This window comes from Halioxenophilus sp. WMMB6, from assembly GCF_033283405.1.
Taxonomy (GTDB): domain Bacteria; phylum Pseudomonadota; class Gammaproteobacteria; order Pseudomonadales; family Cellvibrionaceae; genus Halioxenophilus.
The window spans coordinates 1072545-1090823 of the sequence record NZ_JAWMQR010000001.1 but is presented as its reverse complement, the minus strand read 5'-3'; the positions used below and the strand labels follow the sequence as shown (position 1 = coordinate 1090823).

The 18279-nt window shown below is 51.9% G+C and carries 14 protein-coding genes; 11 read left to right on the top strand and 3 right to left on the bottom strand.

What is annotated here, in order from left to right; all coding sequences use genetic code 11:
• Positions 1-422 precede the first annotated feature (422 nt).
• Positions 423-1457, bottom strand: coding sequence for a helix-turn-helix transcriptional regulator (locus SBL51_RS04635; RefSeq protein WP_317929528.1), 1035 nt, complete (start codon positions 1455-1457; stop codon positions 423-425).
• 575 nt (positions 1458-2032) lie between these two features.
• Between SBL51_RS04635 and SBL51_RS04630 the strand changes: the two genes are divergently transcribed.
• From SBL51_RS04630 to SBL51_RS04620, 3 genes are all read left to right on the top strand, one after another.
• The gene (locus tag SBL51_RS04630) at positions 2033-3229 is read left to right on the top strand and encodes an acyl-CoA dehydrogenase family protein (protein ID WP_317929526.1); all 1197 of its coding nucleotides are present in this window, start codon (positions 2033-2035) and stop codon (positions 3227-3229) included.
• Positions 3230-3252: 23 nt separating this feature from the next.
• Positions 3253-4383: an acyl-CoA dehydrogenase family protein gene (locus SBL51_RS04625; protein WP_317929524.1), complete on the top strand. Its 1131-nt coding sequence runs from the start codon at positions 3253-3255 to the stop codon at positions 4381-4383.
• A gap of 506 nt (positions 4384-4889) precedes the next feature.
• Complete coding sequence (locus SBL51_RS04620) at positions 4890-6938, top strand: TonB-dependent receptor (protein ID WP_317929523.1); 2049 nt, start codon at positions 4890-4892, stop codon at positions 6936-6938.
• A 250-nt stretch (positions 6939-7188) separates the two neighbouring features.
• On the opposite strand, the gene SBL51_RS04615 is transcribed toward SBL51_RS04620, so the two are convergent.
• Positions 7189-8292: a P1 family peptidase gene (locus SBL51_RS04615; RefSeq protein WP_317929522.1), complete on the bottom strand. Its 1104-nt coding sequence runs from the start codon at positions 8290-8292 to the stop codon at positions 7189-7191.
• 484 nt (positions 8293-8776) lie between these two features.
• Complete coding sequence (locus tag SBL51_RS04610) at positions 8777-9721, bottom strand: LysR family transcriptional regulator (protein WP_317929521.1); 945 nt, start codon at positions 9719-9721, stop codon at positions 8777-8779.
• Between the two features lie 640 nt (positions 9722-10361).
• Between SBL51_RS04610 and SBL51_RS04605 the strand changes: the two genes are divergently transcribed.
• The 8 genes from SBL51_RS04605 (at position 10362) to argE (ending at position 18191) form a co-directional block, all read left to right on the top strand.
• On the top strand, positions 10362-11429 hold the full coding sequence (locus SBL51_RS04605) for an ABC transporter ATP-binding protein (protein ID WP_317929520.1): 1068 nt from the start codon (positions 10362-10364) through the stop codon (positions 11427-11429).
• On the top strand, positions 11429-12301 hold the full coding sequence (locus tag SBL51_RS04600) for an ABC transporter permease (protein WP_317929519.1): 873 nt from the start codon (positions 11429-11431) through the stop codon (positions 12299-12301). The genes SBL51_RS04605 and SBL51_RS04600 overlap by 1 nt, the downstream gene beginning before the upstream one ends.
• Before the next feature lies 1 nt (position 12302).
• Complete coding sequence (locus tag SBL51_RS04595; protein WP_317929518.1) at positions 12303-13127, top strand: ABC transporter permease; 825 nt, start codon at positions 12303-12305, stop codon at positions 13125-13127.
• Complete coding sequence (locus SBL51_RS04590) at positions 13096-14181, top strand: extracellular solute-binding protein (RefSeq protein WP_317929517.1); 1086 nt, start codon at positions 13096-13098, stop codon at positions 14179-14181. The genes SBL51_RS04595 and SBL51_RS04590 overlap by 32 nt, the downstream gene beginning before the upstream one ends.
• Positions 14182-14555: 374 nt before the next feature.
• Entirely contained in the window at positions 14556-15815 is a 1260-nt protein-coding gene (locus SBL51_RS04585; protein ID WP_317929516.1) for an NAD(P)/FAD-dependent oxidoreductase, read from the top strand.
• Between the two features lie 79 nt (positions 15816-15894).
• Positions 15895-16314, top strand: coding sequence for a RidA family protein (locus SBL51_RS04580; protein WP_317929515.1), 420 nt, complete (start codon positions 15895-15897; stop codon positions 16312-16314).
• Positions 16315-16325: 11 nt separating this feature from the next.
• On the top strand, positions 16326-16997 hold the full coding sequence (locus SBL51_RS04575) for a DUF1028 domain-containing protein (protein ID WP_317929514.1): 672 nt from the start codon (positions 16326-16328) through the stop codon (positions 16995-16997).
• 39 nt (positions 16998-17036) lie between these two features.
• Positions 17037-18191: an acetylornithine deacetylase gene (gene argE / locus SBL51_RS04570; RefSeq protein ID WP_317929513.1), complete on the top strand. Its 1155-nt coding sequence runs from the start codon at positions 17037-17039 to the stop codon at positions 18189-18191.
• Positions 18192-18279: the final 88 nt, after the last annotated feature.

The window sequence follows — 18279 nt, the reverse complement described above, 5'->3', positions numbered from 1 at the left end:
CCGCTCGGTATTGTCAATAGGTATCAGACTTGATCAGTGGTTAATTTTGATAAGCTTTGGCTGCCACCGCGGTAATTCCAGCTCAAGCTGGTGTTGCAATGGGTCCAATCCCGAGCGAATAAATCGTTGTTATAAAAACCAATAGGGTGGCGACTGGCTTGGTTTGTCCACCACCTATGGTAATTGTGCACTGATTAATTGCCAGCCCTGCCATAAGCTATTTGTCTGTTGCTGGCCGGTTCCTGGCGTGCCCAGCAACTGATTTGATTGATGGGACAAATGTGTCGTCGGGTTGGAGCTCGAACCGACTTGCAACAGCAGCTAGTGTGCTGATCACCACAGTCCAGACAGATAGACCTATCTGCCCGGCTGCAGCTATGGAGGGTTTTGACTGCTGAAATGATTAGTGAGTGCAGCGGTAGCTAATGTAGCGCTGATTCACGCATCGAAAGCTGTAATTCGCGAAACTTACCGGGCGTTTGCCCGAACCAGCGTTTGAAGGCTTTGTGGAAGGCGCTCTGATCGTTAAACCCCAGCTCTGAACAGATCTCCAGGAAGCCTTTATTGGGGTCTGCAATTAGGGCTTTGGATTGCTCCATACGTGCCTGGTCCACTAAATATTTAAAGCTTGTGGATATCGCCGTCAGGCGACGTTGCAGTGTTCGCGCAGTCAGACCCATCTCCTCGGCAATGCTCTCCAGCTTGGGTGTGCCGTTACCCAGGTGTTTGCGGATGGAGGCGGTCACATCTTTGATCAAGCGATCTTCCAGTTGCAGTTGTACCAACTCCTGGCGCGCTTCATAGAGCAGTTTTTCGTGGATGGAGGGGTGGGGGTAGTCGGCCGGGCGCTCTAAAAAGTGCGCATCAAACTCCACACAATTGACGTCGCTGCTGTAGCAAACATCGGCTTCCATCCGTTCGGAAAAATCGGAGTGTTGGCCGGGGCTGGGGTAGGTTACGTGGATCACTCGAGCGGCACACCAACGCTGCAGTGCACTTTTGTTTACCTGGTACCAACTGGCAAAAAAGTACTCAACAACATGGCGGGATGGCAACTGCCGCTCTGGTATATCCCACACCAGACGACATTTCCCATCGGCAGTGGATATAAACTCGATATCACCGTGATCGATCAATAGTTTGTGAAATTCGATAACAACTTCTATGGCATCTTTGGTGCTCGCGGCACTCATGCCCAGATAATTAACCAGGCCCCAGGCCCGGCGTGGAGAATGGGTACCGGCATTAGCACCAAAATCCGGATCTTGCAGCAGCCGGCTGCCGGTATCCAATAGAATTTCAAATAGCCGTAGCGAGAGGCGTTTCTGTTCATTGAGGTGATCGGTAAGCGTTAGCCCCAGCACGTTGTTGAGTTTGGCTTCGCTAATACCACGTTTGTCCAAGAAGTCGAGTACATTGCGTACGTACTCTTCGCAGACGGTCGGAGTTCTCATCATTTGCCTCCTGCTGTACTTTTTATTAGCAACTTATTAGCAGCGGATGTTATTGGTTTGCCGGCATTGCTACCGAGCTTCTATCGCTTGTGCATCGCAAGCTAACACAAAGCTATAGATAATTCTATAGATGTAGAATCAAGTAAATGTTAAGCCGCAGATGGGTGCCTGAGAGGCCCCAGTCGAGTTGTAGTGCCCCTTGCTTTCCAAATCGCTTTCCACATCGCTTTCCACATCGGACAGCTTTTGACTGGCTGTGACGCCACTGAACAACGTCTGACGTGGACCGACCTTGTGACCGCTCAGTCGGCTATTCAATAATCCTCCCAACCTTCTTTTACCGTTGAATTGGCTGGAAAATTCTGATTTCCAGCGAGTCAATCGAACATTTGGTGTCTGATAAAAATTAACAATATTCTGAGGCGGAGCTTATCTAATCGGGACAACCAACGGCGCTCATGTGAGTCTGGGTGGGCCTAACGCTGAGCTGATTACGGTAGCGGGCCCTACTGTATTTTTGTTGCTCTAATTTCTGTTGTTCTGTAGCCAAGTAATAGCCTGAAGGGCGGAGAGTTTTAATGGTGAATGATATCGACCTGGAGGCGTTTCGCCAGGAAGTAAAACAATTTTTAGCGGATAACGCCCGACCAGAAATATTAGAGGCTGGGCGTAAAAGTACCAGCGCTTTTGCGCCGTTTAAAGAGGTTATGGCCTGGCAAAAAATATTGGCCGACAAGGGATGGGCGGCACCCTCCTGGCCGAAGGAGTATGGTGGGCCGGGTTGGAATATTTTTCAGCGCTATATTTTTTCGGAGGAGTGCGCCCGGGCACGTATGCCAACCCTGTTGCCGCAAAATGTGCAAATGATTGGGCCGGCCATTATCGGTTATGGCACAGCAGAACAGAAAGCTCAGTATTTACCCCGCATTTTGACGGGCGAAGACTTCTGGTGTCAGGGCTACTCTGAACCGGGTGCCGGTTCCGATTTGGCCAGCCTCAAATGCAAGGCAGAGCGCGAGGGTGATGAGTTTGTGCTCAATGGCTCCAAAACCTGGACCACCTACGCCCACCACGCCAACAAAATGTTTGCCTTGGTGCGCACCGACTCCACAGGTAAGCTTCAACGCGGCATCACTTTTATTCTGTTGGATATGGACTCACCAGGCCTGGAAGTTCGGCCGATGTTGGGGCTGGATGGTGAGTATGAACAGTGTGAGGTCTTCTTTACCGATGTTCGAGTGCCGGTGGCCAATGTTATTGGCCAGATAGACGATGGCTGGAGTGTTGCTAAATATCTGCTCGAGTTTGAACGTGGTGGCAGTGCCTATGGTGCTGCGCTGGTGCCCGCCTTTGAACGACTATTGCAGGTTTGCAATAAAGCGGATAACCGTGGCCGGCGAGCGATGGATAAACCCGGTGTACGCCGGCAGATGAGTGATCTCTACATTCAGCTGCGGGCACTGGAGCACACTGAAAAGGCGGTTAACAGTAAATTGAGCCACGGCGATAACCCAGGGCCGACGGCGTCAATGCTGAAAATTTTGGGCACCGAAGTTATGCAGCTCTTTTCCGAAGTGCAGGTTCGGGTTGCCGGTTTTGATGCTCTGCCATTGCAAACCGAAGCGCTACACGTTGGCTCGCCAGTGGCGGAGATAGGCAGCGGCGATTTTCTCACCGCGATGCCCTACTACCTGAATAGTCGCGCGGCTTCGATCTATGCCGGTACTAATGAGATCCAGCGCTCCTTGCTGGCAAAAGCCATCCTGGCGCAATAGCAACGCTGAAATAAGGTACGTGAATGCACTACAACTACAATAGCGAACAGGATCTGTTCAGAGATAGCCTGCGCAAGCTGTTCAAACAGCAATACAGCTATGAGTTTTTCCGGGAGCAGATTAAATCCAAACAGGAATCGGCGCCGGCAATCTGGCAGCAGTTGCTGGACTTTGGGCTGTTCGCGTTACCCTTTGGCAGCGACTTTGATGGCCTGGGCGATGATCCGGGTTACGCCTTAGCCGCCATGGAGGAGCTGGGCTATGGCCGGGTATTAGAGCCGGTACTGGCGACCATATTAATGCCGGGTGCCTTGCTTAATGCCGCCGACAACTCGTCTATAACCAACGGTCTGATCCCACAGTTTATGGCGGGGGGCAGCACAATCGCGGTTGCCTGGCAGGAGGCGGCAGCCGGTTTTAAGCCCGAGGAGATGGCCACCTCTGCCACTGCCGAGGGCGATGAGATCACCATTAATGGTGAGAAGGTTTGTGTGCTTTCTGCTCCGGCCGCGCAACAGCTGATCGTCATTGCCGTTGATCAGCTACAGCAAGCCAACGCCTACCTGCTGGATGCCGATGCGCCCGGCGTGACATTAACAGCCTATCAAACGGTAGACGGGGCCTCTGCTGCCAACATTACTCTCCAGAATGTTGTTATCAATAAATCAGCCCAACTCTTTAACAGTGCGCCGTTGCATAAGCTGCAGAGTGTATTGGCTTACATACACCTGGCGCTGGGTGCAGAAGTGGTAGGCATGGCCGAGCGGTTAATGGAGATCACAGCCGAATTCTGTAAAACCCGCTTTCAATTTGGCCAACCCATTGCGGCCTTCCAGGCGGTGCAACATCGTTTGGCTGACATGCAAATCGCCACGCAAAAATTGCAATCGCTGTTTTGGTTTGCGCTGGATGCCTATGCCGCCGGGGATTATATCCCGGTGAATATGCTGAAGGCGGAAATCGGCGCCTCTGGCGTTGCCATTGGCCAATCCGCTGTGCAATTGCACGGCGGCATCGCCATGACAGACGAGCTGAGTGTTGGTGCCTATCTAAAGCGCATCCTGGCGATTGAACTGACCATGGGGCAGCGCGAAGAGCACTTGGAGTCGATCGCCGGCTCTTTATCCGGCGAATTGGAACAAGCGCCCGCCTGAGGTAGCCAGGGTGTAACTGAGTTTCACCTGGCCTGGCTGAGCCGCTTTTTGGCTACTGCCAGGCAAAACCCCCGACCCGATGTGAACTCCCTCAATAGCCGCCAGGCTGCAAGATACTTATACCCGCGTAATAATCCACATCCGATTACCAGCCAGAGCCGCGGCAAGATAGCTGTTTGATGCCTGCTGCTGAAAACACCCTTTGCTGCTGCTTGTGTGTAGTCTTGAACGGCAGGTTAACTTGCCCCAGACGGAGACAGCTATTATTTTCGTTCTTTATGCTCCGTAGGTGACCCAGGTATAGGCCTTGGCGGAGGGGATAGTATCTGGTTAATTGAATTGTTTTTAACTTGTACCACATGTCGGAGCTGTTTGATTCTGCTCCTGGCCTTCTGGCGCTTAACGGATACAATAGCCACGGCGAAATCACGGGTGCTGTCGCGGTGAAAGTTATATCCGTGTGGTTGTATGCATTTCAAAGCAAAAGATTTGTGGTTGGTGGTGTTATGAAAAATAAGTGTGCTCTGTTGATCGCAGCGGTTGCTGCTCTACCGGTGGCTGTAGCCCAGGCAGAAGAGGTTGCGTTAGAAGAGGTGTTTGTTACGGCTACGCGCATGGCGGAGCCAATAGCAGAGGGGGTAGGCAACCGCGCATTGATTAATAGCGAGCAGCTGAAACTCAATGCCCACGATCACATCCAGCAGGTGCTAAACCAACTGCCCGGTGTCGATTTCAGCCGCAACAATGGCCAGGAGTACCTGCCGGCCATACGCTCACCGGCACTCAGTGGTGCCGGTGCCTGCGGAAGTGTGCTGATGGCGGAAGATGGCATACCGCTGCGCCCGGCCGGCTTTTGTAATATCAACGAGTTATTCGAAGCGCACAGTGAGCAGGCACAAAGTATTGAGGTAATTCGCGGTCCGGCCAACGCTCTGTTTGGCTCCAATGCGCTGCATGGTGTGGTCAACGTGATTGGCCCGGCCGCTTTTGAGCGTGCGGTAACCTTGCGTATGGAAGGGGGGCCGGATGATTTCGGGCGGCTGCAATTTGCCTGGGGCGATACCACCAAAGCGGTCGCTTTTACCGGTAGCCACGAGAACTCCTTTCGCGAAGCCGCCGGTGTCGATCAGCAAAAGCTGAGCTTGGGTTTGCGCTCCAATTTCGAGAGCTTCAAGGTCACCACCGGCATTACAGCCGTCAATTTAAATCAGGAGACGGCCGGCTACATTGAAGGTACCGATGCCTACACAGATGACGACCTGATCAAAACCAACCCCAACCCGGAAGCCTACCGCGACGCCAAAGCGTTGCGCCTGTGGAGCCGCTTTGAGGCGGCTGAACAACAGCCAGGCTGGGTGGTTACCCCTTATGTGCGTTATAGCGAAATGGCTTTTTTACAGCACTTTTTGCCGGGTCAACCGCTAGAGGAGAACGGCCAGTCGAGCATTGGCCTGCAGAGTGCTTTCTATTTTTATGGTGATCACAGCCAGGTAATTGCCGGCCTGGATTTGGAATATACCCAAGGCTGGTTGGAGCAGTACCAAGCGTCAGCCACAGTGGGCTCTGCCTTTTTGCAGGCGACGATTCCCGCCGGTTACCAGTACGACTACGACGTTGACGCCACACAAGCGGCGCCCTTTGTGCAGTGGCAGTGGTTGCCCAATGAAAGTTGGAAATTCACCGCAGGGCTGCGTTACGAGAATATGCGCTACGATTACGACAACCAGATGGTTGATGGCCGCACCCGGGAAGATGGCAGCGAGTGTGGTTTTGGGGGCTGCCGCTATACGCGCCCGGCCGACCGCGCAGATACCTTTAATAACTGGTCGCCAAGCCTTGGGGCGCTCTACCATTTAGGGGATAATCACCAACTGTTTGCCACCCTGGCGCGCGGCTTTAGAGCACCGCAAACCTCAGAGCTGTATCGATTGCAGCGCGCACAAACGGTAGCGGAACTCGATTCCGAACAACTCGATAGCCTGGAGTTGGGTGTGCGTGGCTCGGTCGCCAGCCTGCGTTACGAACTGGTTGCCTATGCCATGCATAAGGACAACTTGATCTTCCGCGACAGCGACTACTTTTATGTGAACGATGGTGAAACTTCCCATCAAGGTATTGAGTTGGCGCTTGCCTATCGCGTTAATGAGCACTGGGATATGTCTCTGGCGGCCACCAGCGCCCGCCACCGCTACGACTACTCCGAAATTTTAAGTGGTATCGATATCGATGGTAACGACGTCGACACCGCACCGCGACATTTTGGCGTTGCCAAATTGGGTTGGAATATTACTGCGCGCGCCCGTACGGAGTTGGAGTGGGAACATATGGGCAGCTACTACACCGACCCGGAAAATCTGCACCAATACGAAGGGCACGATGTTGCTAATCTACGCGCTCGCTGGCAGGTTCTGCCGAGTTTGACACTGTCGGCGAAAGTACTGAATCTGTTTGATACTGAATACGCCAAGCGTGCCGACTACACCACCTTCTCTGGGGACCGATATTTCCCCGGGCAGCCGCGCAGCTTCTATTTTGCTGCTGAATACAGCTGGTAGCATAGGCGCGCAAGCTATATACAGTTAAGCCCATCTAAATCCAATCTTTTGGCAGTTAGTGGAAAACAACAGTTCCACCACTGGCTGCCTGGTTCGACTGCAACGCACGGGCAGCTCACCAGAAGCAAGCGGGTTAAATCTTGTTGTTGATCGATAATAGTTAGCCAGCCATGCCATCTCTTAATTCTCATATGAGCGCCGCTCTCCAGCAGGCTACACGAGCACTGAATATCTATTTCATCGCTATTGGCTATTTATTGGCTATTAATCCTTCGTAAAAGCGCGAGACCAAATTAGCGAGTTGGTTCGGGTCTATGGCTTTACAGATGTTGGTACCGGAGGGTTTAAAGACCGGGGCATCCTCTGCGGCCACCATGGCGTTGATGACCGACTCTTCAACGGCATCGACCGCCGCCAGGTAGAACTCATCAAACAGTTCATCGTTAAGATACTCCATTGTGCCTATGCTGCCGGCAAACTGGGGTAAGGGTTGTGTGTTGCCGGTACTGAAGGCCAGGAAGATATCGCCTGAGTTATTCCCTCCCGGTGTGCCGTTGCGGCCGATACCAAGTGCAGCCCGCTTGGCCATTCGCTTAAGCTGATGGGGTTGCATTGGGGCGTCAGTCGCCAATACCACAATAACGGAACCTTGTTCTTTGCTTTTTAGTTGTTCCGCTTCCAGGAATCTGCCGACCGGTGCTCCACAAACGGTGAGCCAGGGTCGAATACCATGGTTGGCCTGTACCAGGGCGGCCACTGTGTAGCTGCTGTTTTCGATATTGATTATTCTAGATGCCGTACCTGTGCCACCTTTGTAGCCATAGGCAATCATGCCCGTGCCACCGCCAACATTACCCTCAGCGATGGCTCCGGATGCACTATTATCCAGCGCCGAGAGTGCATGCTGTTCGGTTACATGCTGCGCATTAATATCGTTGATAACCCCGTCGTAGGTTTCGGCAACCACCGGCATGGCCCACAGATGGTGCTCCTGCCAATAGGGCCGGTATTGGCTAATCATCCACTTAATAGCCGCGTGGTGCACGATGCCGACGCTATGGCTATTAGTCAGCATAATAGGCCCGGTAAAGTAACCTCCATCCTCAATCCAATGTGTGCCGGTCATCTCGCCATTGCCGTTTAAGGCATAGGTCCCCGCCCAAACCGGTTGCGGCTCTGTTGTTTTGCCTCGCGGTAATATCGCGGTTACCCCGGTCCTGGCTGGGGAGTGGAGGTCATCTTTTATCAGCGTGGTATAGCCTACCTCGACACCCGGTACATCGGTGATGGCGTTGTTTGGTCCTGGCGTACCATGGAAAGGCAGGCCGTAATCGCGTGCGCGTTTTTTTGTCATTAATGAATAACCTTAATTAGGATATGGCGAGATGGGCAGTGGGTAGTGCTCAGCTTGAATAAATAGCCGCTATCGCAAATAGCTTTCGATACAGGTATATCCGGTTTATGAGTGCGTAGGGCCTGTTAACACTAATTTAGCACCTCTGTTGAGCTTGAAATGAGTTCGATCTAGGCGCGAGCCGCGTAGTTTGGTGGGCCCAAATCAGCGGTGAGCAACAACGAGCGAGCTCATTTCAGGCTCAACCCTTCGGGCTGGGGTCAGTTTTTTGCCCAGCGTTGTTGCCAGCCGCTTGTGTAGGCCCACTACATGGCACGTTTGGCGCCTAGCTGGACAAAAAACTGACCTCCAGCAGTGGTGCTAAATTAGTGTTAACAGGCCCTAGGGCTGAGTTTTGTCTGGTAGCGATAATGGAATCTGTTTGGTAAACCGTGAAGAGCATTTTAGGCAGATGGGCATTCACTCGAAAACAGTGGCGGCCTTTTTAAACAACCTTTTTCAGTTTTTCATGATTGGCGGGCGAGAGAATCTGCTTGGCAAAGTGTTCCAGTTCGTCAACAAATGCCGAGCCGGCTGGTGTCAGATTGGATTGGGCCAATTTTGCCACGCCCATGGTCAGTGGCATTAAATCTTCTTCCAGAGGAATGGAGAGGAATTTGGTACCGTCTAAGGCAACGTTGCTATGCACTGGCGTATTGAATAGTGAATAACCAATCCCGTTGGCCACCATGCCCCTCACCATACCCAAGGATTGGGCGTTGTAACTGATGTTGGGATCGATTCCCTGGCTGATAAACAGCGACAGAAAATATTCCCGGCTCATCGGCCAGTCGAGCATCACCATGGCATGGCCCGCGAGTTCATGTATTGAAAGCGAACTGCGGCCGGCCAAGGGGTGATCGGTGCTGACCACCGCATAGGGCGGCAGCGTGATTAACGGAATAAAATCGATACTCTCTGGCAGTTGCATATCGTAGGTAATGGCAAACTCATACTTACCGTTAATCAACCCTTTAATAATTTCCTGTTGGTGCTTCTCGTCACACTCGACGTTAACGGCTGGGTATTTCCCGACATACTCTTTCAACACCGTTGGCATGATCAGCGAGGTAAATGTAGGAAAACCAACCAAACTTAATGAGCCGGAGATCTCTGTGCCTAAGGTATGGGCAAATTGTGAGAGGCCATCCGCTTCATTCAGTAGTGACTTGGCTTTGTAAAAAAATTGCCAGCCTTGTGGGGTAAGGGAGAGCCCCTGGGCATGGTGCCGAACAAACAGTTGCAAACCGGTGCTCTCTTCGAGCTGCTGAATTGCCGAGGAGATTGAGGGTTGCGAGACATGCAGCAGCTCAGCGGCTTTGGTGACACTGCTGTTCTCTCCGGCAACTACAAAATATCGCAACTGTTTTAACGTGAATCGTGCAGACACTTCCTGCCCTCGGTTTGCTTGAGTGTGCTTATCTGGTGAGCCCCTAGGATGAATCAGTAAAATTTATTCAGTGTATAAATAGGCTCCGAAAAACAAATGCAAAAAGCTGGCCACTTGGATAAATTGGTGATTTTACAGGCAGTTGATGAGTTATTAGGATTCTCTAATGGTCATTTATGGGTGATTTTGTAGCAATTTATTAGGCATATATTCTAAAAGTGCACAGGTTTGGTGCCTAATTTGGGGCGGTGGCGTGGCAAATGGAGGCCTGTATGGGCTATGGGAGGGGGTTGGGCAGAGATCTGAGAGGGGGTTTTGGGGCTGGCGGGAGGCTTGAGTCGCCCTCACCATTAGGGACTAGAGCACCGGTGTAAGCAGGCAATCGCTACTAAATTTTGTTTGGAAAAATGTCACTGCTGTTTCGTTAAATTTTCGAACGACCAATCCTTGTGAACCGGCTCACCGCCTGCCTCGGCAAGAGAATACGCGGCGTTGAGCACTGCATAAATAAATTTGATTTAGAGCATAAAAATATAGTGGCTTATTAGTGGCGATGGCCGCTTCTGATCTGTGGTATACATTTTTAAGCGTTGCTAACACGAGCTCTGTTTCGAGCTGTACACCACACAGATCAGTCGATATGAAAGCAGTCATTGAAATTAAAAATGTTTCGAAAAATTATGGTGATTATCAGGCCATTAACGATATCTCTTTCGAAATTTTTGATAACGAATTCTTCACCATACTTGGCCCCAGTGGCTGTGGTAAAACAACCCTGCTGCGCATGATCGCCGGCTTTGAGCTGCCCACCAGTGGCACCATTTCACTGCAAGGGGAAAATATTCAGGGGCTGCCGGCACACAAACGCCGAGTTAATACCGTTTTCCAGAATTATGCACTTTTCCCCCATATGAACCTGGCTGAGAACATCAGTTTTGGTTTGGAGATGCTGGGCTGGGGGGCAGAAGAGCGTGCCGAGCGCGTTAATGAGATGCTTAAGCTGGTGCATATGGAGCAGTTTGCCAAACGCAAACCGGTTCAACTCTCCGGTGGGCAGCAACAACGGGTGGCGTTAGCCAGGGCGCTGGCGCCCAAGCCGGAAGTGTTGCTGTTGGACGAGCCGCTCTCGGCGCTCGACCATAAACTCCGACAGACCATGCGCGATGAGCTACAGGCATTACAGCGGGAAACCGGCATCACCTTTATTTTTGTTACCCACGACCAGGAAGAAGCGCTGGCCATGTCGGATCGCATCTGTGTTTTGGCCCATGGTGAAATACAGCAGCTGAGCGACCCGGTTGAAATCTACGAGCACCCCACCAATCGCTTTGTGGCCGACTTTATCGGCGAGACAAATTTTCTGCCGGTAACGGTTAAATCGAGCAGTGACGAGGCCCTGCTGGTTGAGACCTCTCTGGGCATTGACGTGCGCCTGCCACCGAACAGATTTGCAGAAGGGGAGACGGCGACCATGTCGATTCGCCCGGAAAAGATCTCCATTAACTCGGAAGCCTTGGATGTCAATTTGGCGGGAGTGGTAACCCATCGCCGCTACATGGGCGGCTATACCCATTACACCGTTCGGCTAGAGAATGATACCGAGCTGAGGGTCTCGAAGCGGAACAAGATAAGTGACGATATCAGCTTCCCGCTTAATGAAACCGTTCGACTTAGCTTCGCTGCAAAATCTGCAAGAGTGCTGGGCTGATGAACAAAAATTTGCTCGGCTTGGCACCGGCCTATTTAGTCATGCTGGTGTTGATGATTATTCCGTTGCTAATTGTTGTGGACGTTGCGTTCATGACTTCGGACCCCTATGGCGGCTTTAAGCAAGTCTTCTCTTTGGAGTCATTTCAGCAGATTCTCTACAACGTCGATTGGGATGATAATCTGGTGCTCAATCTTCAGTATCTGAAGATTATTGGTCGCACCTTACTGCTCTCTGCCATCACCGCGCTGATCTGCGTTTGTATTGCCTTTCCGGTTGCCTATTACATCTCCCGTCAGTCTGCCTCTAGGAAAACCGTTCTGCTTTATCTGGTTACCTTGCCTTTTTGGGTCAGTATGGTGGTACGTGTTTACGCTTGGGTATTGATTCTAAGTAACGATGGTGTGCTCGAAAGCGGGCTGCGGCTGTTCGGCCTGGTCGACGATATGGATTCACTGCTCTACAACAACGGCGCCATGCTGGTGGGTATGGTTTACAGCTACATTCCGTTAATGATTCTGCCGATCTACGCCAGTATCGAAAAGCTCGATATTAATTTAATAGAGGCCGCCAATGACCTCTATTCGAATCGACTGAAAACGCTCTATCGGATCATTCTCCCGCTATCTAAACCCGGCATTGTTGCCGGAGCCATTCTTGTTTTTGTGCCCTGTTTAGGGACTGTGCTGGAGCCCATGCTGTTGGGTGGTGGTAAGACCATGATGATGGGGAATTTAATTCAGAACCAGTTCACCATCTCCCGAAACTGGTCGTTTGGTGCCAGCCTGGCGCTGGTGCTGCTGGCGATAGTATTGATATTCCTGATGTTGCAGGCGCTGCGTGCAAAACGTGTTCAAGCCGGGGAGGTGTAACGTGTTGAATTTTCTCAGTGGTGGGGCTAAACGGCACGACGCTAAACACTACCCAGGTTTTGGTTTGATTGGCGTACTCTTTTTTATCTTTCTTTACCTGCCCATTCTGGTGATGATCGCCTACTCGTTTAACAGTAATAAAATTGTTTCGGTATGGCAGGGCTTTTCTTTAAAGTGGTATTTCAGTGCCCTGCAGAATGATGGCCTGATGAGCGCGGTGAGAGTCTCGCTGACGGTGGCGACCGTGGCAACGGTACTGGCAACACTGATTGCCATCTCTGCCGCGCTGGTGCTCTCCCGTGGTAAGGATGTTAAGGGGGCGAAACTCTCTGAAACAGTCATCAACCTGCCATTGATGCTGCCGGAGATTGTTTTTGCAGTTGCGATTCTGATTCTGTTTTCCCAGTTGGGTGTGCAAAACGGTTTGTTGAAGCTGATTTTAGCGCACACCTGTTTCTGTATTCCGTTTGCTTTTCTGCCTATTCGTGCCCGCCTACAGGGGATGCACACCAATTTTGAGCAGGCCGCCCAGGACCTCTATGCACCGCCTTGGGTTGCCTTTAAACGAATTACTCTGCCGCTCATTATGCCTGGGATATTTGCCGGGGCTATGTTGAGTTTTGTTATCTCTATGGACGATTTTATTACCAGTAATATCGTCTCCGGCGGCGGCGCTACAACCTTGCCCGTATATATCTTCTCGCTGGTCAAGCAGGGAGTGTCGCCAGAGCTCAATGCCATTTCAACCCTGATTATTGCAATTTCGCTACTGCTGGTGACGCCTTGCTGGCTGATTGCGGAGCGAAATCGGGATGCCTCTTTGTAACTCACTAAGTAAGGAAAACAGCTCCATGAAACACATGAAGAAACTCGTGTTAGCCTGCGTTTGTTCGAGCCTATTCACGATGACATCGTCTGCCGCTGGCAAACTCAATATTTACGCTTGGGCTGAGTCATTTGACCCAGACCTGATTGCCCAGTTTGAAAGTGAGACCGGCATTGACGTTACCATCGATGGCTTTACTTCAAACGAAGATCTGTTGGCGAAGTTGAAATCGGGCAGCAGTGATTATGACCTGGTAACGCCCAGTCAACACTTTGTAAAAATTATGATTCAAGAGCAACTGCTTGAGAACATCGGTGCTAGAGAGCTGCCTGCCTACAGCAATGTTGATGCTAAATGGCAGCAACAGTGGTGGGACCCTACTGGTGAATACTCAGTACCTTTTGTTTACGGTACGGCTGGTTTTACCGTTAACCGGGATAATTACAAAGGGCCTGCGACTTCGTGGCAGGAATTCTTTGAACCGGCGGCGGAGCTGAAAGGAAAGATAGCGGTGTTCAATACACCAGACGAAATTATTCCGGCAGCGCAGATCTATCTGGGTGTAGAGAATTGCACCGAAGACAGCTCAGAGATGAAGCGGGTATTTGATCTTCTGAAAAAACAGAAAGAGAGCGTGGCTGTGTATAGTTCCGATAACATCAACTCCCGTATTGCCAGTGGTGAAGTCTATATGCACAGCTGGTGGGATGGTGACTCTATGAAAGCCCGTAAAGAGGATAACGCGCCTATTGAGTATGCCCAGCCGAAAGAGGGTTTGGTGGGCTGGCTGGACTCTATGGTTGTTCCTAAAGGTGCGAGCAATATCGACAGCGCTAAAACTTTTATTAACTGGATGAGCGAGAAAGAGCACGCCACCGCTGAATTCAATTACTACGGTCATACACCTGCCGTTGGCATTGATGACGCTCAAGCAGTTCATAAGCCAGAGAGCTCACCAGAACTTTTTGGTTCGGTGCCAATTATATTTAGCAAGGCCTGCTCGCCGGCGGCACAGAAGCTGGTCGATAAGGTCTGGACTCAACTGTTGCAGTAATCGCTTGTAAAGCCATGGAATCATAACGAGTTAAAGCAGAGCCTGTTAACCGCTGTTGATGGCTTTTTAACTCGACTTAATCGCGCAGGGACGCGCGACGTTCATTCAGTGTTAGTTCTCGTCGGTTCTGCTCTTTAGTTTTCTTTGCCGTTTTTTCTTTAACTTTTTTCGGTTCTTTGGCTTAGTGACAATTGGGTTACCTGCATAGAAAAACATTATTTAGATTACTGGTAAATTATATTTTATTTATGGCTTGGTTCTTCATAACCTTTGGTAATGGGCGATCCTAACAGCGCACCGGTACACGACCTGCGTTGTAAAAAATAGAGAACGCCGGCTGAAAGTGATTTGAACAATTAGGTAAGGTCAACACTATGACGGTAGAAAAAATAGATACGCTTGTGGTTGGTGCCGGGCAGGCCGGTATTGCCGTGAGTGAGCATCTGGGCAGCCTCGACGTACCCCATCTGGTACTGGAGAAAAGCCGCATTGCCGAACGCTGGCGTTCAGAGCGCTGGGATTCCCTGGTTGCCAATGGCCCTGCGTGGCATGATCGCTTCCCCGGTTTAACATTTAAAGAGTTTTCGGCGGATGAGTTTGTGCCCAAGGAGAAGGTTGCCGATTACTTTGTCGAATACGCCAAAATGATCAACGCTCCTATTCGCACCGGTGTTGAAGTGAAGTCGGTAGTACGCAATAGCGACCGCCCGGGTTTTACTATTGAAACCTCCGAAGGGGTGATTGAAGCCAACCGTGTGGTGGCTGCTACCGGGCCTTTCCAAAAGCCGATAATTCCCGCAATTATTCCAGCCGATGAGTCGCTGCTGCAAATCCACTCGGCCAACTATCGCAACCCAGAGCAGCTGCCTGACGGGGCGGTGTTAGTGGTGGGAGCCGGCTCATCAGGGGTACAGATTGCCGATGAGCTGCAGCGCTCAGGCCGGCAGGTTTATCTCTCTGTCGGCCCCCATGATCGGCCGCCGCGCGCCTATCGCAAACGGGATTTTGTCTGGTGGTTGGGTGTGTTGGGCGAGTGGGATGCAGAAGCGGTTAAGCCCGGTGCCGAGCACGTCACTATCGCGGTGACCGGCGCTCAGGGGGGCCACACGGTGGATTTCCGCGCGTTGGGTCAGCAGGGCATTACTCTGGTTGGCCGTACCCAATCCTTTAAAGAGGGTGTGGTTACGTTTCAGCCTGACTTGGTCGAAAATGTGAATCGCGGTGATGACAACTACTTCTCTTATCTGGATGCCGCCGACGCCTACATCGCCCGCAATGGTCTTGATCTACCGGAGGAGCCAGACGCGCGTAATCGGCTGGCAGACCCGGAGTGCATGCTTAACCCAATTCTGGAGCTAGATCTGGCGGCAGCGGGTATCACCACCATCATCTGGGCCACAGGTTTTAGCCAGGATTTTAGCTGGCTACAGGTCAACGCCTTCGACGCTAACGGCAAGCCGGCCCATCAGCGTGGGGTTTCCAGCGAGCCGGGTGTTTACTTTGTGGGCTTACCCTGGTTATCGCGTCGGGGTTCTACTTTTATTTGGGGCGTCTGGCACGATGCCAAACACATTGCCGGACATATTGCCACGCAGCGTACGTATATGGCTTATCAGGAGTCTGTTGAGCCGTAGTTTTTTGGTACCAGGTTGAAGCGTCATTAATGGTGATGGCGCTACTCTATTTTTTGCACTCCATTTCAGGAAAGCACTCATGCCAACACATACTCGAATTCGTATGTTTAACACCAAAGAGACCTACCCGAATCAATCGCTCGATAACGATTTATGCCAGGCGGTAAGAGCCGGTAATACGGTTTATGTTCGCGGCCAGGTGGGTACCGATTTCGATGGCAACCTGGTGGGGCTGGGTGACCCCGGGGCGCAGGCCGAACAGGCGATGAAAAATGTTAAGCAGCTGTTGGAAGAGGCCGGTTCGGATATTACCCATGTGGTGAAAACCACCACCTACATCACCGACCCACGCTACCGGGAAGCGGTCTATCGCGAAACCGGCAAGTGGTTAAAAGGGGTCTTTCCAATCTCCACAGGTCTAGTGGTGCAGGGCCTGGCTCAGCCTGAATGGCTGATGGAGATTGATGTGATTGCAGTTATTCCGGACGATCAGGCGTAAGGGGGGCGGCAATGACATTTTCTATCGCCGGTTTCTGTGCCGATACCGGTATGTTGGGTTGTGCCATCAGCTCATCCAGTATCTGTGTGGCCAGCCGTTGCGCCTTTGTGAAAAGCGCAACCGGGGTCGCCTTAACGCAAAATATTACCAACCCCAATCTCGGCCCCTTAGCACTCTCACTGCTGGCTGAAGGTCAATCGTTGAGCCGGGTGATGGCTTCGCTGGCCGTCGCGGATAGTGACGTGCAGTGGCGGCAGTTGGGCGTGCTCAATAACCGGGGGGAGGGGGCCACCTTCAGTGGTGCCCAGGCGCTTGGTTTGCACGCCACCGCCGAGGGTAAAAACTGTATCGCCCTGGGCAACCTGTTGGCCAACACCGGTGTACCCGCTGCGATGGTTAACCATTTTGAGAACAGTACCGGCCACCTGGCCGAGCGCCTGTTGCAAGCCCTGGAGGCGGGGTTGGCCGCTGGTGGTGAATTGGGCCCGGTGCACTCCGCCGGCCTGTTGCTGTGTGCCGAGCCCGAGTGGCCGGTGGTGGACCTGCGGGTGGATTGGCATGATGAACCCATCCATCAATTGCGGGCGCTTTGGCAAAATTATCAACCACAGATGGCCGCCTATATTACCCGCGCACTGGACCCAGCCAACGCCGAGTCCTACGGCGTACCCGGCGACGAATAGCGCAGTGCAACTTACCGGTAGAGCCAATTCGGAGCGCCCATGGCCAGCACACTGACACTTGAGATCTTAAATCGTTTAATTGGCTTTGATACCACCAGTGCCAAATCCAATTTGGAGCTTTTGGCCTACGTTCGCCAATACTTGGCGGATTGCGGCGTAGAGAGCCATTTGGTGTTTAATGACGAGCAGAGTAAAGCCAACCTCTACGCAACCATTGGCCCGGTCGATAAGCCAGGCATTATGTTATCCGGCCATACCGATACCGTGCCGGTCGCCGGGCAAAACTGGAGTAAAAATCCCTACCAGCTGAGCGAAGATAACGGGCGCTACTACGGCCGTGGCACAACCGATATGAAGGCTTTTCTGGCGGTGGTGCTGGCGGCGGTGCCGGCATTGTGCCAGCGTGAATTACATACGCCTATCCATTTGGCCTTCTCTTACGATGAGGAGATCGGTTGTATTGGTGTCCGGCGCCTGATTGAAACCATGCAGGGCCACCCGGTTAAGCCGGCTATTTGCATTATTGGTGAGCCGACCCTTATGCAGGTGGTTACCTCCCATAAGGGTAAGCTTGCGGCACGGGTTAGCGTGCGCGGCAAAGAGTGCCATTCCGGAATGGCGCCGCATGGGGTTAATGCGGTGAACTACGCGGCACGTTTAGTCTGCTGGCTGGAAAACCTGGCCGGTGAAAAAGCCCGGCAGGGCCCCTTTGAAGAGGGCGGTGAGATCCCTTACAGCACGGTGCATACCGGGACGATAAGCGGCGGTACGGCACTGAATATCGTGCCTAAATTGTGCAGTTTCGACTTTGAGATCCGCAACGTTGCTGCCGACGACCCGCAGCAGATGCTGTCTGAGTTCAGCGCCTACGCCGCGGAGCTAAGCCGCGAGATGCAACAAACCTACAGTGATACCGGTATCGATATCGCGGTGCTTACCGAATATCCCGGTTTGAAAACCACCGACGACCTTGCCGCGATTGAATTTGTCAAATCACTGACTCACGGTGAGACCGGTAGTATCAACTTTGGTACAGAAGGGGGGCTGTTCAGCCGTGAGCTGAATGTTGCCACCTTGGTTTGTGGCCCTGGCAGTATGGAGCAGGGCCATAAACCGGATGAGTACATTCACGTTGATCAAATCGAACGATGTGAGCGTTTTATGCTGAACCTTATAGCAAAGGTATCGGGTTGAAACGCTGTTAATGTGTTGTAAAGGAATAATTTATCCAATGGCAAGAAAAACACTGTTTTAACTTTTCAGTGGTAAGCGGTACCCTGAA

What these genes read in the sequence shown, in the direction of transcription:
- SBL51_RS04600 (WP_317929519.1), top strand. Translation starts at nt 11,429, where the DNA reads ATGAACAAAAATTTGCTCGGCTTGGCACCGGCCTATTTAGTCATGCTG.
- SBL51_RS04630 (WP_317929526.1), top strand. Translation starts at nt 2,033, where the DNA reads ATGGTGAATGATATCGACCTGGAGGCGTTTCGCCAGGAAGTAAAACAA.
- SBL51_RS04625 (WP_317929524.1), top strand. Translation starts at nt 3,253, where the DNA reads ATGCACTACAACTACAATAGCGAACAGGATCTGTTCAGAGATAGCCTG.
- SBL51_RS04585 (WP_317929516.1), top strand. Translation starts at nt 14,556, where the DNA reads ATGACGGTAGAAAAAATAGATACGCTTGTGGTTGGTGCCGGGCAGGCC.
- SBL51_RS04615 (WP_317929522.1), bottom strand. Translation starts at nt 8,292, where the DNA reads ATGACAAAAAAACGCGCACGCGATTACGGCCTGCCTTTCCATGGTACG.
- SBL51_RS04580 (WP_317929515.1), top strand. Translation starts at nt 15,895, where the DNA reads ATGCCAACACATACTCGAATTCGTATGTTTAACACCAAAGAGACCTAC.
- SBL51_RS04605 (WP_317929520.1), top strand. Translation starts at nt 10,362, where the DNA reads ATGAAAGCAGTCATTGAAATTAAAAATGTTTCGAAAAATTATGGTGAT.
- SBL51_RS04620 (WP_317929523.1), top strand. Translation starts at nt 4,890, where the DNA reads ATGAAAAATAAGTGTGCTCTGTTGATCGCAGCGGTTGCTGCTCTACCG.
- SBL51_RS04635 (WP_317929528.1), bottom strand. Translation starts at nt 1,457, where the DNA reads ATGATGAGAACTCCGACCGTCTGCGAAGAGTACGTACGCAATGTACTC.
- SBL51_RS04575 (WP_317929514.1), top strand. Translation starts at nt 16,326, where the DNA reads ATGACATTTTCTATCGCCGGTTTCTGTGCCGATACCGGTATGTTGGGT.
- argE (WP_317929513.1), top strand. Translation starts at nt 17,037, where the DNA reads ATGGCCAGCACACTGACACTTGAGATCTTAAATCGTTTAATTGGCTTT.